This window comes from Cuneatibacter caecimuris, assembly GCF_004216775.1.
Taxonomy (GTDB): domain Bacteria; phylum Bacillota; class Clostridia; order Lachnospirales; family Lachnospiraceae; genus Cuneatibacter; species Cuneatibacter caecimuris.
Genome location: NZ_SGXF01000004.1, coordinates 168695 through 184805, shown reverse-complemented (window position 1 = coordinate 184805; position 16111 = coordinate 168695). Strand labels below are relative to the sequence as shown.

The window sequence follows — 16111 nt, the reverse complement described above, 5'->3', positions numbered from 1 at the left end:
AGAGAGGCGGAAGACAAAACGGAAGAGGCTATACCCGTTAAGGCATGTAGCCTCCGGTATTTCCTCTTCCGCCTCTTAGCGACCCATTTTCACTTCTTAGCGGCCCTCTTCCGCATATCCCGCACCGCTACATTCAATCCTCATAAGCCATCCGGTAAATAGTCTCAATCTCCGGAGCATCCAAATCAATGAAATCCGGCAAAGTGCGCTCTCCAAAGAACGTGCACTTCTCCGCCATTTCACCGAACTTCTCGTCTGTAATCCCCAGCTCCCGCAGGCTTGTAGGCATGCCCAGGCTTCTGAAATATTCTTCGGTGGCGTCAATGCCGGCCAGCGCCGTCTTCATAGGATCTTCAAAGTTCATCTCGCAGTTCCAGACCCGCACCGCATACTGGGCAAAGCGTTCCGCCGCATAAGGGCACACAAACCTGGCCCAGGAACAGAACAGCGCAGAAAGCCCCGCTCCGTGGGCGATCCGGGGATACATCCCCGACAGTTCATGCTCCATCTGATGCACCGCCATAAATACGTTTCTTCCCGCTCCCGTCAAATCATTGTGGGACAAACTTCCCGCCCACATCAAAGTCGCCCGGGCTTCATAATCCTCCGGCTTCTGATCCGCGATTCTTCCCGCCGAGATCACTGATTTCAGCAGGCCCTCCGCCAGCCGGTCCGTCAGATCTACATTCCTGGATACTGTAAAATACCGTTCCAGGGTATGCATCATAATATCCACCGTGCCGCAGCCCGTCTGAAACTTATTCACTGTATAGGTCAGCTCCGGGTTCAGGATGGAAAACAGCGGCCGATGGGTGGGAGAATTAAATCCCCGCTTAAAGCCGCCTTCCTCATTGGTAATCACACAGGAAGCGCTCATCTCGCTGCCGGAAGCCGCCAGCGTCAGAATCGTGCCCACAGGCAGGGCCTTGGCAGGCGCGTCTTCTTTTGTGAAAAATTTCCAGACATCTTTGCCCGGATTCCCCACTCCGTCCGCGATACATTTCGCAGAATCAATCACGCTTCCGCCGCCCACCGCGAGAATCATCTCTACGCTTTCCTTCTCGCAGATTTCCATCCCCTTCCTGGCCAGAGCCAGCGTAGGGTTGGGCTGTACGCCTCCGAACAGCACGTATTCCACACCGCTCTTGTCCAGTGAGGAGGTGACTTCATCCAACAGCCCCGTCCGCTTCACGCTTCCGCTGCCATAATGGATCATCACCTTCAGATATCCATAACTTTTAACAATCTCTCCCACCTGTCTGTGCATATCTTTTCCGAAATATACTTTCGTCGGTGTATAAAACTCAAAATTTTCCATCACTTATCCTTCTTTCAGCCGCAATAATAAATTTCTGTCTCCTGTTCCGCATTGCTGTCTCCGCCAACAAATACGCGGAACCTCCCTCTTTCCGGTCCCCAGGTTTTATCCGCCCGCAGGAAGCTGAAATCCTTCTCATCCAGGGTGAACGCAACCTGTTTTTTCTCTCCCGGACGGAGAAACACTCTGGCAAATGCCTTCAATTCCCGCACAGGCCGGGAAGTGCTGGATACCAGATCCTGCACATAGCACTGCACAACTTCTGTTCCCGCAGTCATTCCTGTATTTTGAACCTCTGAAACTACTGTGACAGTCTCCCCGGTCCCCACTTCCCCCCTGTCAGCCACAGGTTTTCCATAAGAGAATTCCGTATAGCTTTTCCCGTATCCGAAGGGGTACAGCGGTTCGTTGGGGATATCCTGGTAAGCGGACAGGAACCTGTTTCTTGTCCCCTTTTTGGCCGGACGGCCTGTATTGTATCTGGCATAATACACCGGAACCTGTCCCACACAGTAAGGCACGCTCATGGACAGTTTTCCGGAAGGTACAGCGTCCCCAAACAGCAGGTTTGCCAATGCGGCGCCTCCTTCCGTCCCCGGCTGCCATACCAGCATCAGAGCCGCAGCCCTGTTAACAATATACCGCAAATCCAGAGGGCGGCCGGAAAACACCAGCACAGCAATCCTGGAATTGACTTCATAGACTGCGTCAAACAATTTTTTCTGGCATTCCGGAAGATCCAGAAACGCCCTGGCCGCTCCTTCGCCGCTCTGTTGGGGGGATTCTCCCAGCGTCATCACCACGACATCCGCCTTTTTTGCCGCTTCCACCGCCTCTGCTATGAGGTCTGACTGGTCTTTCCTGCCCCGGAGCTCCTGTCCCCGGAATCCGATATAAACCGGTTCCGCATCCAACAGGTCGCAGCCTTTTACGCAGGCGGATAACTGCGTTTTTTCCTCCATCCCCGTCCGCAGGGTGGTCACATCCGCAGAGTTCCAGAACAGAGACCAGGACCCGCAGATCTCCGCGGAATCAGCCGCAGGGCCAATCAGGGCGATTTTCTGGCCTTCCTTTTTTAATGGAAGAATCCCGTCATTTTCCAGAAGCACACAGGACTCCTCAGCCAGCTTCCGCGCCGTCTCCCGGTGGGCTTGGCAGTGACCCAGCTCTTTTTCCTTTGATTCATCCGCAAACCGATAAGGGTTCTCAAAAAGCCCCAGTTCATTTTTCAATTCCAGGACCCGCATCACAGAAGCGTCCAGCAGCTCTTCACTGATGACGCCGCTCTCCACCATATCCTGCAGGTGCCCGGCGTACATGTCCGTCACCATGTCGATGTCCACACCGCATTCCAACGCCAGCCTGGATGCCTCTCTCCCGTCGGCCACTACGCCATGGACGATCAGCTCCGCAATCGCAGAATAATCGGAAATCACCACGCCTTTGTAATTCCATTCTTTTCTGAGGATTTCATCCAGCAGCCAGCGGTTTCCGGTGGCAGGGACTCCGTTTACCGTATTAAATGAGGTCATCACCAGAGCCGCGCCCGCCTCTGCGGCTGCAGCATGATAGGGCTGCAGGTACTCTTCCCTCAGCCTTTTTTCTGAAAGATCCACCATATTGTATTCCCGCCCGGCTTCCGGAGCGCCATAGGCAGCAAAATGCTTTACGCAGGCCGCAATGGTTCCGGGCTCCGACAGGCTCTTACCCTGATATCCCCGCACCATCGCCGCGCCCATAACCCCGTTCAGGCACACATCCTCGCCAGTGGATTCCATCACCCTCCCCCAGCGGGCGTCACGCACCAGATCCACCATGGGTGAAAAAGTGACGTGCAGACCGGCAGCCGACGATTCTCGGGCAGAAACAGCTGCCGCCTCTTCCACCAGCCCAGGATCAAAGCTGCATCCCTGTCCAAGAGGGATCGGAAATACTGTTTTAAACCCATTGATCACATCCGCCATAAACAGCATGGGGATTCCCGAAGGGTTCTGTTCCAGATAGCGTTTCTGCACCCCTTTCAGCTTCTCCGCTCCTGTCACATTTAAAATAGAGCCTGTCCGCTGCACCATATCCTCAGGTATGCCCAGCTCCTCCGCCGGCCCGGTCTGTATCTCCCCGCCGGCAAAACACTCTCCCGTCAGCTGCACCAGCTGACCGATTTTATCCTCCAGACTCAGACTGTCCAGAAGATTCTTTAATTCTGAATTTGTCATAAAACCTCCCCGGCGTCACGCCGTATTTCTTATTTATGCCCCATAAAAAATTAGACTTTTCCCCGAAAACCAATCTTATTTAAGTATACAAAATTTTCTGCAGAAATACAATGTAAATTTTGGTGTGCATGGCCGTATTTTCTTCTGTCTTTTTATATTGATTTTCTGTATTGTACGTCCGGTAAACCGCTTGTCATTATAGTTAATATATGCTATGTTAAAGTATAGAATTCTTGCTGCAGCTATACCTAAATTTGCAATTGGCAGTTTTCCTGCCCACAGGAGCTGGTATGAATATGCGATATTCAAATTCTAAACAAAAAAAAGGCAGCCGTCTCCAAGGAAAATACCTGTGGGTTTTGCTGGGTGTATGGCTCTTGGTCTTACTGCCCTGTCTATTTTACCCCTTTTCCTATACCCGCACCCTCCATCTCACCGGCACTGACCTTGCCGCATACAGCTCCAAACTTCTCACAGAGGGGCCGGAAGATGTCATATTAGAGCTGGAAATTAAAAAACCGATCCTGGGTACAGGCAGCTGCACTGGTGTGATCAAGACGGACAATATGGAATATACATTTTCCTACCCCACCCGCTGGCTTTCCCGGAATCCCCAGCCGAATACGGCATACCTCCTGTTTCCCACAAAATCAATTCTCGTTTTTGGGGACAGCTGGTCCGAAGCAGTCATTACAAATTATATATCTGACAGCAAAATTCTCTGCTTCCCCGCGCAATCCTCCCAAGATGCTGAGGAATTGTTGAAACTCCTGTCGGAAAAAAATAATATTTTGAGTATCCTGGCAGACGAATTCCTGAATGAAGCTCAAGAATAGGTAATAATATTATGCCCTCCTGCTCTTTCCACCCGCCAATTCAGAAAAGCGCAGGAATTTTCCGTGTTTTGGCAAATATTGCTTGACACTTCCCTTACGTCAGAATATATAATGGCTGTATCAGAAGGGGGAAGGAGTGACATGATATGAAGATAAAAGAGGTATGCCAGAGAACAGGCCTGACGGAACGTACCGTCCGGTTTTATGTGGAGAAAGGGCTGGCAGCGCCGGACTGCACGTACCAGAACGGCAGGGAATACCGGAAATATTCTTTGGAGGACGTAACCCGGCTGGAACAGGTAGCGGTGCTGCGGCGCGCCGGTTTTTCCATTGAAGAAATTGCCTCCATGCAGCACAGCTCTGAGGCAGTTCCTGAAATCGCTTCTGCCTGGCGGGCCAGGCTGGTGCAGATGACAAAGTTCAACGAATCACTTTTGAATGTGGCCCAGGAATTGGATTTGTCGGGATTGAATTTCAGCACTCTGGCCATGAAACTGGAGGCTGCTTCCCATACCAGAAGCCTGCCGGCCAGCGATATAGATATTAATTTCGGCCGCCTGGACGGAGAATCAAAAGAAGAACGCGAAAAAAAAGCCGCAGAATTTTATGAAAAACAGACCCGAATGGTATCTCACGGGGAAAAGATGGTTTTTATCTTTATATTCTGCAGCGCTCTGCGGGATATCCTGGCGATTGTTTCCAGCATTATTTCTGGCGGCGACTATGGCAGTTCACTGGGGTCCACCCTGGTGGGCGTTATAATCGATGTTATTTTATACATCATGCTATACCAGGGCTATAACTGGTCCAGAATTATTCTTCTTGTCTTTTCCGGACTGGGGCTCGCAACGTCGCTCCCCGGCCTGTTCGGCCTCTATGGAATGGGAATTCCCTGGGCCAGCCTTTTGATCACGATGTTTTTTTTCTACGATATTGCTTTATTTTTAATTTTGTTTTTAAGCAAAGATATACGTGAATTTTTGGACTATATGAAATCAATCCGATAGGAGGAAACTATCATGTTATATATGATTGCTGCATTTGTTTTTCTTGTTCTGGGGCTCGTATTTCTGCTGAAACCTGATCTGGTATGGCATATTACCGAAGAATGGAAATCTTACTCCAGCGGTGATCCTTCCAACCTCTATCTTTTATCCGTGCGGATCGGAGGCGTTTTCCTGTTAATCATCGCCGTGGCAGCAGCGATTATTCCTTTTTTGCCTGATTAACATATTTCTCATGCGGAAGGCGCAGAAACAGCATTTTCCACATGGATAAACGGCGCAGTCTGCGCAATATGTGCCTGGGCCTGCCGCAATAATAGCATATCTCAGGAGTGAAGTAGACCAGTACCTCTGATTTTTTAACCTTTACTCTGTTTCTGTTTGCTCTGTTCAGGCAGTCCAGACACATATTTTTCCGGATTATTTTTTCTTTTGTAAGCATTATATCTCCCTTGAACGGAAAAGCAGGAAATTTCGTTCGTATTTTATTATACATAATCATGGTTGAATGTTATGCCAACCTCAACTGTTTTTATTATATCTTATCCGCGCGAAAAAGTCTAGTTTTTCCATCGTTTAAGCTTATTTTACCCTTCTCTGGCCCATCTCAGGAATGTGTCCTGCGCAATGTTCAACTGTTTTGCTGCAGACCGGGAAGAAACCAGCCCAGCCGCCCATTCTTCTTTTAATTGTTCAAATCCCTCCGGAATTTTCAAATGAGGCCTTCCAAACTTCACTCCCTTCCTTTTTGCCGCTTCAATTCCTTCTTTCTGCCTCTGGCGGATATTTTCACGTTCCGTCTGGGCAACATAAGATAAAATCTGCAGCACCAGATCTGCAATAAAGGTTCCTGTCAGATTTCTGTCGGTTCTTCTGGTATCCAGAAGAGGGATATCCAGCACCACAATATCAATTCCCTTTTCTCTGGTCAGATACCTCCACTGGTCCAGAATTTCATCATAATTCCTCCCCAGCCTGTCGATGCTTTTCACTACCAGCACATCTCCCTGCCTCATTTTCCTGACCATCTGCCTGTACTGCGGACGCATAAAATCTTTTCCGCTGAGTTTGTCCATATAGATCCTGTCCAGACAAAATCCTGATTCCTGCATTGCGATCATCTGCCGGTCCTCTTTCTGATCCCTGGTGGATACTCTGACATAGCCGTATGTTTTCACCAATATCTATCTCCTTTTCGTTTTATTGATGGTAGTGTTTTTCCCGACAGCTACTATTTTATACGAAAAGGGCTCTTTTTCACACTGTTGTAAAACCACTTTGAAGTATGTTTTTCTTAACTAGAATAATGAGTCCGGCTGGCCGGACTCTCACGCCGAAGCGCAGTCGCTTTCGCGGCCATATTTCCTTCGCGCGCAGTGCGCATCCTCCGGAGGGCTTTGTTTCATTGGAAGCGCAGTCTCCTGTGAAATAAAGAAAAAAGAGAAGCATTGATCCCTTGTTGGGATTCACACTTCTCTGTCTATCCTGCGCTTGCCTGACTAAAGCATAATCATTTCATCACCACAGATAAGCAATTCTGTAACATTACTGACTTCTGACGCACATCTCTTGCCAATCAACGGTACAAATTTTACTGCAGTCCCAGCGCACAGATCAGATCCGGTAAGCCGGAAAGATTTGAAAGTACAAAATGCGCCCCTGCATCCCGGAATGTTTTTTCAACTTTTTTTACCAGAATCTCTCGCTCAGCCTCTGGCAGGGCATTCCATTCAGCCTGGCTCATCCCCAGTTCCGAGCTTCCCTCAACTATGCCTACAGACCATACTCCTGCGTTGACTCCTTCCTGAATATCAGAAACCGTATCCCCAACCTTAACAGCATGATATACGGATGATACATGTAATTCCTGAAGGTTTTTAAAAATCATATAGGGGCTGGGGCGGCCTGCACCGCCCACACTGTCAGGACTCACCCAAAAATCAGGGCTGTACCCCAGTTCAGCGGCCCTGGGAACCACAATATTCATCATCTTGTCTGTATAGCCCGTAGTAGAGCCTACTTTTATCCCCATCCTGCGAAGCTGCTCCATTGTTTCCAACACAAATGGCTTTGGAGAGGAAAAATCCTTCAAAATAGAGAGCAGCTTTGGTTCAAACTGTTCATAGACTGCCTGAACATCTCTGTCATCAGCAAAACGGCCATACTCGCGTTTCCATAGTCCAGCGATCCGTTCCATTTTCAGCATCGTCCTGATATGTTCAATTTTCAGCATCCCCATGGGCTTTCTCGTTTCCTCTATTGTTACAGGTATATGAAAGTGCGCAAAGGATTCCATAAACGCCTGAACCGGTGCAAAACAGCCATAATCGACTGTTGTTCCTGCCCAGTCAAAAATCACTGCTTCGATCATTTGCCCTCCCCCTTCCGTTCCACAAGAAATTCGGAAATAATATGAATGAGTTTTTGAATATCTTCCGGGTAGATTTCGCCGATGTTTCCAATTCGGAAAGTATCCATATCGGTGAGCTTCCCAGGATAAATGGCATATCCTCTTTCTTTAATGTACCGGTAAAAATCTTCGAAACAGAATGAAGTCTCGGACGGATAGAAAAAGGTTGTGATGATATGTCCCTGATGAGCGCTGTCAATATAAGCAGTAAAACCCATTTTCTCCATTTCTCTGATCAAAAGGCAGTTATTTTCTTCATACCTTCTTCTGCGGGCCGGAATACCGCCTTCCGCTGCCAGCTCTTTCAGCGCCTGCGCAAAAGCCAGAACCACATGGGTGGGAGAAGTAAACCTCCATTTCCCGTCCTTCTCCATACATTTCCACTGGTCCAGCAAATCCAGAGACAGAGAGCGCGCATTTCCTTCGCTTGCAAGCAGCTTGTCCCTCCGGCAAATGATAAAAGAAAATCCCGGGACGCCCTGAATACATTTATTGGCGCTGGAAACCAGAAAATCTATGCCCCATTCAGCCACAGGAATCTCCATCCCGCCAAAAGAAGACATGGCGTCCACTATAAATGTGCGCCCGGCCGCTTTCACTGCTTTACCAACTGCCTGAATGTCATTTAAAATTCCGCTGGTAGTTTCACTGTGGACCATGGCCACATGAGTGATCCCAGGATCTTCCGCCAAAATACGCGCTACTTCTGACGCGTCCGGCGTCTTATCATAAACCTGCTGATAATGGATATAGGGAATACGGCACCGGCCGCATATCTGAGTCATTCTCTCTCCGTATGCGCCGTTTGAACAGATCAGAACCTTGTCCTGACCGCCGATTATGCTGGAAAAAACACTTTCCACGCCGAAGGTCCCGCTTCCCTGCATCAGCACTGAAGTATATTCTTTATCTGAAACTCCGGCCAGTTCCAGCAGCCTGCAGCGGATCTCCTGTGTAATTGCTTTGTAATCGTCATCCCATGTGCAGCGGTCCACCAGCATTTCCCGTTTCACTGTATCCGTCGTAGTCAAAGGGCCGGGGGTGAGTAATTTATAAGTATTCATTAATTTGTACATCCTTTCAATTGTTTTATGGATCAGGGTTTTGCATTTTCAGATAATTCCTGATGTTTTTGGAACAGTTCAAAAGTTAAAGGCTCTTTAAATGTTTTGGGATAGGCAGATTTGTTAGCCGCATCCGAACTTTCACCTTTATACAAGGGGTTGGGATAGGTCAGCTGAAGTTCCTTACGCCCGTTCTGTATAATACATTTTGCCATTTCCATGGCTGCCGGGTTAGTCTTTTCCCCTTTATCCAATACTGCCACGGATTCAGTTAACGAGAAATTCCCTTCTTCCGGGTCCACATAATCAATGGGCAGGCCATCCGCCTGATCGGCCACTGCCTGATGCCGCAGGCCAAAACCGATTGCCACTTCGCCTGCACGGCACAATTTCAGAGGCCCGGAACCGGAGGTTTCAATATGTTCCCCTGCATTTTTGTAAATCGCAGAGAGAGTTTCTTCAGCCCCTTCCTCTCCGTAAGCGTCCGCAAGTGCCTGGATTAAAAGCCATGCGGTGGAGGAAGATTGAATATCAGTGACGGCCAAATGGCCCTCATAGACAGGGTCCGCAAGGTCCTTTAAGCTTTCAGGCCGGGGAAGTCCTTCCTGTTCCATCAGCTCAGTATTCAGAATAATTGCGCCCTCTTGGGAAGTAATCGGCGCGCAGTAATTTTCAAAAATCTCTATTGTGTTTACATCGAATTCCAGCGGCAGGAACATATTATTTTTTTCCTGGGCGCTCTGCAGATAAAAGGTACTCATTGTCACCAGATCTGCCTCCAGGTTTTTTCCTTCTGCAATCAATTTTCCTCCCAGTTCAGAAGTACCGAAGCCCTGGACAATATACTTTCCCTTAAATCCATTGGCGTCCAATGCGTTTTTCATTGCCGTAAGGGCTTCATCATCCGCATTGGAATAAATGATGACCTGTTCTCCTGCTCCGGCAGAAACATTTCCACTGCCATCAGCTCCGCATCCGGATATCGCGGCAATCGTAACTGCCATCGTCAGGCATAGTACAGATAGTTTTTTCAATTTCATGTTAAATTCCTTTCTTTTCCTTTATGGTTTATTATTAGATATTTTTTTTGCAAGCCATGAGAACAGGGCTTTAGCAGCAAGGTTGGTTGCCAGAATCAGCAATGATAAAACAAATACTTCATTGAATTTATTAATGTACTGCAGCTGTTTAATTTTTGTGGTCAGCACCATAGTCCTTGCGCCTGCAATAAATACCAGCGCGCTGATTGTAACCATGGAATTAATAAAGTAGTAACTAAATACTTCCAAAAGGCTGGATAGTGCATTTGGTGTTATTACCCTGACAATCGTCTTCAGCCAGCTGTCCCCCATCAGCATAGCAGTTGTCTCCCATCCGGCATTCATTTTGGAAAGAGAATTTTTTATCATTAAATAAGGTGTGGAAAAATAATGCACAATGTTGCAAAGAACCATTAAAATCAGGGTATTCTGCAGCGGAGTCCCCGGAAACAAAAACATGTAGGCAACGCCCAAAACCATGCCCGGGATTGCATTCGTTATAAGTGAAATGCCGTCAATTATACGTTTATATCCTGCATGAAGCGTGCTGCGCGCTGTGATCAGGGCTGCGCCGTAAGCCAGCATTGTGCCGAACAGCGCCGTTAAAAATGACATGGTAAGGGAATGTATGTAAGAGCTCCGCAATTCATTATCTGCAAATACTGCACGAAAATGTTCCAGAGAAAAACCCGTTTTATATGGCCATTCCTGTACTATTGGCACCACAAACACTACTGCAAAGATGGATAAAACAACAACTGACAATACAGTTCCTGTGGTTCCCCAACTAATATCACGGACTCTGTCCTTACGCAGCTCGATTTCCGATATCCGGCTGTACCGGATATTGAACCGCTCCAGCAGCCGGAGCAAGCAAATGCTTCCCACAGAAGGGATCAGCATAACCGCCGCCACTACAGCTCCCCGGTTAAAATCCGGAATTCCTCCCAGCATTTGATTATAGAGGACCGTAGCCACCACATCATAGCTTCCGCCTACGGAAGCCGGTATCCCAAAATCTGTAAAACTCAGAAAAAATGCCTGTATGAAAGCTCCCGCCAGGGTGCCCAGGAGCGGCCGCATCACCGCGATCCAAAAGGTGGAAAAATTCCTGTCTCCCATCACTTTAGACACCACTAAAGCCCTTTTGTCAATATATCCCATGGTATTATGAATCAGCATAAACGCCACCGGAATCGTATAAATCACATAACCAGTAAGAAGCCCTCCAAAACCGTATATTTGAAAAAGCTGTATGCCCAGAAGCCTGGTGATCAGCCCCTGTCTGCCAAAGGAATAAATAATTGCAAAACCATATGTGATGGTAGGAAGAAGCATTGGCAGCATGGCCACTGCTTTAATCAGCCTCTTCATCCAAACGGGGATCTTTGTATAATGGATCGTATACGCCAGGATAAATGCGATCGCAGATGCAGCCAGCGCAGCCGCAGCCGCTACCAGAAAACTGTTGCACAAGGCCGGCATAAAATCTTTTCCGGTTATTACAGAAGCATAGAATTCCAAAGTCGCGCCCTGCTCTCCCCAGAAAGATTTGACCAGTAAAATCAGCAGAGGAACTGCCAAAAATAACAGAAACAGGGTTATGATAATCCAGAAAATAAGTTTTAGTTCTATATTCTTTTGCTTCTTATTCATATTTATACTGCCTGTGTTTCCGCTGTCACCCGGTTGCCGAACAGAGCGTATATGTTGTTCCGTTTGATCTCCAACTGATTCAGAATGAATTTCCGCACAAATTCGTTTTTAGGAGCATGAATAATATTTTCCGGGGGCGCATACTGGGAGACTGTCCCCTGATTAATAATCAATACTCTGTCGGATAACGTCAGCGCTTCCTCCGGGTCATGAGTCACAATAATCGTAGTGAGATGATATTCCCTTGCTATTGTTTTAATCCGGTCCTTAATGGACTCTTTAATCACGCCGTCCAAAGCGGACAGCGGTTCATCCAAAAGCAGAATCCTGGGTTTCATCACCATGGTGCGGGCCAAAGCGACCCGCTGTTTCTGGCCTCCGGAAAGCTGCTCAATATTTTTGTCAAGATGTTCCCGAAGGCCCAGAAGATCAATCAGTTCTTCAACTTCTTTCCTGCTGGAAATCTCCGGACGGTTCTTCAGCCCATAGGTAATATTTTTAAAAACATTTAGATTCGGGAAAAGGGCGTAATCCTGAAATACAATATTAAATCCCCTCTTTTCCATGAAAACATCCGTCAGATCTTCTCCGTTATAAAGAATTTCACCGCTGTCTGCTTTTATAATTCCAAGAATAAGATTAAGCAGGGTTGTTTTTCCGCATCCGGACGGGCCGAGAATAGAAACGATTTCTCCCTCCTCAACCTGAATAGAAATATCCTTTAATACCGGTTTTCCGTCAAAAGACTTTTGGATATGTTTTAATTCCAGCATGGTTTTCCTCCTGATTATTTCTCTTTTCAATACTTACCTATATCAAATTATCACTGGCAGGTTAAATCAACCATCCTTTCATAATTAAATATATGTTATTATTACGTAAAACAAAAATGCCGCAAAACCATCTGAACAAATGGTTTTGCGGCACTCCCAGCCTGTCTGGTTTATTCTTTTCGTCTTATCCTTCAATGGAGATAAATCTGTTTTCCTCTACCTGCTTGGGGGCCTCCTTAGGGAACACCAGGGTCAGAATACCATTTTCGAATCTGGCTTTCATATCTTCCTGGCGCAGGGCCTCGCCCACAAAATAACTTCTCTGGCATTTGCCGCTGTAGCGTTCCCGGCGGATATAGCTGCCATTCTTGTCCATATCATTGTCCTCAGCAGTCTTTTCTGCCGTAATGGTCAGATAACCCTTTTTCAGCTCTGCCTTTATTTCGTCTTTTTTATAACCGGGCAAATCAATTTCCATAATATAATTTCCGTCTTTTTCCAGAATATCTGTTTTCATCGCAACAGGACGCTTTTCCTGAGTCGCAAAGAAAGGTTCAAACATCTCGTCAATTAAATCAAAAGTAGTTCTGGGCATCAACATAGGTCATTCCTCCTTAATCCTGTCTGCTTTATTTTTCAAGCTTTAAAACTGCCTGTTTATTTCTTACGTGTATGTTATAACATTAATTGTTAGCACTGTCAAGCCTTGAGTGCTAATGTTATTATTAAAAAAATATAAACACTTTAAATCAATGTATTTATCCGAAAATTTATTATGGTATTTGCTTTTTAAATATATTTTTTTATTTGTCTAATAATTATATCTTTTTATATGAATTCTCTGATTCTCATGTTTTGCTGTAAAACAAGACTTATCAGGCGGCATCCTAAAAGCATACATTCATTGTTAAATACTTTGATTTCCTAAATAGACCTGCAATTGATAATTCCATTGCAGTATTCCTGATATAACAATCTGCTGCACAATAAATTCAGGGCTGGCATTATGTTCATTGTGTGCTATATGCAGCAATTCCTTTATTTTATTCTCCCTGTCCTCTTCTGCGCAGTCTGTACAGAGATAGTTACCGCCGGGCAATATCTTTAATCCGTCAATATTTTCATAGCGGATACATACGGCAAATAGTTTAGACACCCCGTTTTCTGTATAAATACCAGCCAGATCTTCAAATGTGAATTGCTCTTTTTGCAGTAATTCAATTTTACTATAGAAATGGCTCAAATAATTCCAAAGATTATTGAGAGTTGGGGTTTCCAGCGTGTCAGACAACATGATAACCCGTTCCGGAAAATATCTGGTGATAATCCCCTCTGTATGGCGCTGTTCGCGATATTTACGCTCATATCCAGATTTCGCCAACTGAATCTTTTCTTTGCTGTTTTGAAGTAATTTAATTTTTTCCTCCGCTCTTTTTTCTGCCTCCGTTAAAAAGCTGATGATCTTTTGAAGGTCTTCATATTCTAAAACTTCTTTGATTTTTTGAAGGGATAAATCCATCTGCTGTAAAGCGCGGACCGTATTAATACGCACAAGGTCTTCCTCTGTATAGTAGCGGTAATTTGTAAAATCATCTTTTCTGCTTGGTTTTACGAGCCCGATCCGGTCATAGTGCCGTAATGTTTCACTGGTTATATGAGCCGCCTTTGCAGCCATACCAACGGAATAAAATTTTTTCATTTTGCAATTCTCCCTTGACCTTTGTGTTGCACAAAAGTTTATAATAAGGATACCATGGATTGTTGATCAAATCAACAGCCCTGCATAACCCAGACAGGAGGAAACAACTTATGAAAAAAAATGCAGCAATATTAATGTGTATTATTTTAGGCGCCGCTTGTGTGACTGGCTGCGCACAAAACAATGAGGTATTTACAGAGAAACGTTACTCAGCGGACGCCGGAGAAATCACGGAAATTTGTATTGATGTCCGGGACAGGCAGATTGATGTCGCACCATCTGCTGATAACCAAATCCACATTAACTATTTTGATACCGATAAGGAGTATCACAATATTTCTGTTACTGACGGGCATACGCTCTCCATGACCACTGAAAGCAATAAGGATTGGACGGATTATATAGGAGGAAAACTCCCTGCCAGTTCCCGTAAAATATTGCTACAGCTGCCGGATTCGCCTATCACGGCGTTGAAGCTGTCCACTACAAATGAAGATATTTCAACTCCTTCATTGGCTAATATTGATAATCTTTCTCTGGCCTCTAATGGGGGAAATCTTATATTTGACAATCTGGAAGTTGGAAACACCATTTGTCTTGATTCAAAAAATGGAGATATCCGGGGAACAATAATCGGAAGTTATGATGAATATGCTATTTCCTGCAATATTAAAAAAGGCGAAAGCAATCTCCCGCCTTGCAAAGAAGATGGGGCTAAAAACCTGACAGTATCAAATAACAATGGTAATATTGAGATTAAGTTTACCGGGAAATAAGTATTAGGCTATATTCACAAAACCGTAAAATTTCACTATTGTCTGTTTTTCTTTCCCGCAGTATAATGAAAATATTTTATGACATTAAACAGCAAGGAGAGGAACCCATGGAACATTTATTAGAAGAATTGTTATCAGATAGAATCAAAGCAACCCCGCCGTCTTTCATCAGAAGTATTTTAAAAACAGCGTCCAATCCAGAAATTATATCCTTTGCAGGCGGCCTTCCTAATCCGGTTTCCTTTCCGCAGGAAGAGCTTTTGGTGTCTATGGAGCGGATAGTCAGAACATATGGGAGCAGCCTGTTTCAATATTCCATTACCGCCGGGCTTCCTGAACTTCGTCAATATATTGCTGACCGTTATAATCAGAAATTTGGCCTTCATCTCAGCATTGACAATATCCTGATTACCACCGGCTCACAGCAGGCTCTTGACCTGATTTCAAAGGTGTTATTAAATAAAGGTGACGGAGTTATCGTGGAAAAGCCCAGTTACCTGGGCGCTATTCAGGCTTTTTCTCAATATCAGCCTAATTTTTATCCGGTTGAATTGACAGAGTCCGGATTAAATATTGAACACCTGCAGGCTGCCTTACAGAATGACGTTAAATTCATTTATACCATCCCTGATTTTCAAAATCCCACCGGGCTCACTTATTCTGCTGAAAACCGGGACAGGATTTATGAGATTTTAAAAGAACAGGATATTTTCCTGGTGGAGGACGACCCGTACGGCGACCTGCGGTTTGAGGGAGAGCGGCTTCCTTACATCGGTGCGGGCAGACTTCCTAACAGTATCCTGCTCGGCACTTTTTCGAAAACAGTTACTCCCGGCATGCGTACCGGATTTATTATCTCTGAAAATACGGAATTATTAAAATATATTTCTGTAGCAAAAGAAGCCAGCGACCTGCACACCAATATTTTCTCACAGTATCTGATTTGGGATTATCTGGAGCACAATGATTATGACGCCCACATTGCACAGATTAGGAAGCTATATCAAACGCAGGCCCAGTTCATGATGGACGCTATGGACCGGTACTTTCCAAAATCCGTCCAGTATACCAGGCCCCATGGAGGAATGTTCCTGTGGGTGACCCTGCCCGAGGGAATCAGCGCATTATCCCTGTTTCCAAAAGCCCTTGAGAAAAAGATTGCGTTTGTCCCGGGGGACCCGTTCTATATCGGAATGAAAGACACAAATACCATGCGTCTGAATTACACTAACGCTGATTCTGAAACGATTGACGAAGGAATTCACAGATTAGGGGATTTGTTAAAGGATATGATTTTGTAAAGAGTTTCTTCACAAACT

General features: G+C 45.8%; 15 protein-coding genes. 5 read left to right on the top strand and 10 right to left on the bottom strand.

What is annotated here, in order from left to right; translation table 11 throughout:
* Positions 1-133 precede the first annotated feature (133 nt).
* Together EV209_RS11040 and bglX are read right to left on the bottom strand one after the other, a co-directional pair.
* Entirely contained in the window at positions 134-1318 is a 1185-nt protein-coding gene (locus EV209_RS11040; RefSeq protein ID WP_130435521.1) for an iron-containing alcohol dehydrogenase, read from the bottom strand.
* Positions 1319-1332: 14 nt separating this feature from the next.
* Entirely contained in the window at positions 1333-3534 is a 2202-nt protein-coding gene (bglX, locus tag EV209_RS11035; protein WP_130435520.1) for a beta-glucosidase BglX, read from the bottom strand.
* Between the two features lie 296 nt (positions 3535-3830).
* Here bglX and EV209_RS11030 point away from each other — a divergent pair, with 296 nt between their 5' ends.
* From EV209_RS11030 to EV209_RS11020, 3 genes are all read left to right on the top strand, one after another.
* Complete coding sequence (locus EV209_RS11030; RefSeq protein WP_130435519.1) at positions 3831-4370, top strand: hypothetical protein; 540 nt, start codon at positions 3831-3833, stop codon at positions 4368-4370.
* 146 nt (positions 4371-4516) lie between these two features.
* Positions 4517-5377 carry a MerR family transcriptional regulator gene (locus EV209_RS11025; RefSeq protein ID WP_130435518.1) on the top strand — a complete coding sequence of 287 codons (861 nt, stop codon included), beginning with the start codon at positions 4517-4519 and terminating at the stop codon, positions 5375-5377.
* Positions 5378-5389: 12 nt separating this feature from the next.
* Positions 5390-5599, top strand: coding sequence for a DUF6199 family natural product biosynthesis protein (locus EV209_RS11020; RefSeq protein ID WP_130435517.1), 210 nt, complete (start codon positions 5390-5392; stop codon positions 5597-5599).
* 362 nt (positions 5600-5961) lie between these two features.
* On the opposite strand, the gene EV209_RS11015 is transcribed toward EV209_RS11020, so the two are convergent.
* The 8 genes from EV209_RS11015 to EV209_RS10980 all read right to left on the bottom strand — a co-directional run bounded on the left by EV209_RS11015 (position 5962) and on the right by EV209_RS10980 (position 14016).
* The gene (locus EV209_RS11015) at positions 5962-6555 is read right to left on the bottom strand and encodes a recombinase family protein (RefSeq protein ID WP_243647574.1); all 594 of its coding nucleotides are present in this window, start codon (positions 6553-6555) and stop codon (positions 5962-5964) included.
* Between the two features lie 410 nt (positions 6556-6965).
* Positions 6966-7745, bottom strand: a complete 780-nt coding sequence (gene phnX, locus EV209_RS11010) for a phosphonoacetaldehyde hydrolase (RefSeq protein ID WP_130435515.1) — start codon at positions 7743-7745, stop codon at positions 6966-6968.
* Positions 7742-8848, bottom strand: coding sequence for a 2-aminoethylphosphonate--pyruvate transaminase (gene phnW, locus EV209_RS11005; protein ID WP_130435514.1), 1107 nt, complete (start codon positions 8846-8848; stop codon positions 7742-7744). The genes phnX and phnW overlap by 4 nt, the downstream gene beginning before the upstream one ends.
* 32 nt (positions 8849-8880) lie before the next feature.
* On the bottom strand, positions 8881-9888 hold the full coding sequence (locus tag EV209_RS11000; RefSeq protein ID WP_130435513.1) for an extracellular solute-binding protein: 1008 nt from the start codon (positions 9886-9888) through the stop codon (positions 8881-8883).
* Between the two features lie 21 nt (positions 9889-9909).
* The gene (locus tag EV209_RS10995) at positions 9910-11544 is read right to left on the bottom strand and encodes an ABC transporter permease subunit (RefSeq protein ID WP_130435512.1); all 1635 of its coding nucleotides are present in this window, start codon (positions 11542-11544) and stop codon (positions 9910-9912) included.
* A gap of 2 nt (positions 11545-11546) precedes the next feature.
* Entirely contained in the window at positions 11547-12317 is a 771-nt protein-coding gene (locus EV209_RS10990; RefSeq protein WP_130435511.1) for an ABC transporter ATP-binding protein, read from the bottom strand.
* Between the two features lie 184 nt (positions 12318-12501).
* Positions 12502-12918: an Hsp20/alpha crystallin family protein gene (locus tag EV209_RS10985; RefSeq protein WP_130435510.1), complete on the bottom strand. Its 417-nt coding sequence runs from the start codon at positions 12916-12918 to the stop codon at positions 12502-12504.
* Positions 12919-13224: 306 nt separating this feature from the next.
* On the bottom strand, positions 13225-14016 hold the full coding sequence (locus tag EV209_RS10980; RefSeq protein WP_130435509.1) for a MerR family transcriptional regulator: 792 nt from the start codon (positions 14014-14016) through the stop codon (positions 13225-13227).
* A gap of 110 nt (positions 14017-14126) precedes the next feature.
* On the opposite strand from EV209_RS10980, the gene EV209_RS10975 reads away from it, so the two are divergent.
* Positions 14127-14792, top strand: coding sequence for a DUF4097 family beta strand repeat-containing protein (locus EV209_RS10975; protein ID WP_130435508.1), 666 nt, complete (start codon positions 14127-14129; stop codon positions 14790-14792).
* 107 nt (positions 14793-14899) lie between these two features.
* A complete protein-coding gene (locus tag EV209_RS10970; protein ID WP_130435507.1) occupies positions 14900-16093 on the top strand; it encodes an aminotransferase-like domain-containing protein in 1194 nt (397 codons plus the stop codon).
* The last annotated feature ends 18 nt before the right edge of the window (positions 16094-16111 follow it).

Bases quoted from the DNA above. Each gene is read 5' to 3' on its own strand.
- EV209_RS11040 (WP_130435521.1), bottom strand. From the start codon at position 1,318: ATGGAAAATTTTGAGTTTTATACACCGACGAAAGTATATTTCGGAAAA.
- bglX (WP_130435520.1), bottom strand. From the start codon at position 3,534: ATGACAAATTCAGAATTAAAGAATCTTCTGGACAGTCTGAGTCTGGAG.
- EV209_RS11030 (WP_130435519.1), top strand. From the start codon at position 3,831: ATGCGATATTCAAATTCTAAACAAAAAAAAGGCAGCCGTCTCCAAGGA.
- EV209_RS11025 (WP_130435518.1), top strand. From the start codon at position 4,517: ATGAAGATAAAAGAGGTATGCCAGAGAACAGGCCTGACGGAACGTACC.
- EV209_RS11020 (WP_130435517.1), top strand. From the start codon at position 5,390: ATGTTATATATGATTGCTGCATTTGTTTTTCTTGTTCTGGGGCTCGTA.
- phnX (WP_130435515.1), bottom strand. From the start codon at position 7,745: ATGATCGAAGCAGTGATTTTTGACTGGGCAGGAACAACAGTCGATTAT.
- phnW (WP_130435514.1), bottom strand. From the start codon at position 8,848: ATGAATACTTATAAATTACTCACCCCCGGCCCTTTGACTACGACGGAT.
- EV209_RS11000 (WP_130435513.1), bottom strand. From the start codon at position 9,888: ATGAAATTGAAAAAACTATCTGTACTATGCCTGACGATGGCAGTTACG.
- EV209_RS10995 (WP_130435512.1), bottom strand. From the start codon at position 11,544: ATGAATAAGAAGCAAAAGAATATAGAACTAAAACTTATTTTCTGGATT.
- EV209_RS10990 (WP_130435511.1), bottom strand. From the start codon at position 12,317: ATGCTGGAATTAAAACATATCCAAAAGTCTTTTGACGGAAAACCGGTA.
- EV209_RS10985 (WP_130435510.1), bottom strand. From the start codon at position 12,918: ATGTTGATGCCCAGAACTACTTTTGATTTAATTGACGAGATGTTTGAA.
- EV209_RS10980 (WP_130435509.1), bottom strand. From the start codon at position 14,016: ATGAAAAAATTTTATTCCGTTGGTATGGCTGCAAAGGCGGCTCATATA.
- EV209_RS10975 (WP_130435508.1), top strand. From the start codon at position 14,127: ATGAAAAAAAATGCAGCAATATTAATGTGTATTATTTTAGGCGCCGCT.
- EV209_RS10970 (WP_130435507.1), top strand. From the start codon at position 14,900: ATGGAACATTTATTAGAAGAATTGTTATCAGATAGAATCAAAGCAACC.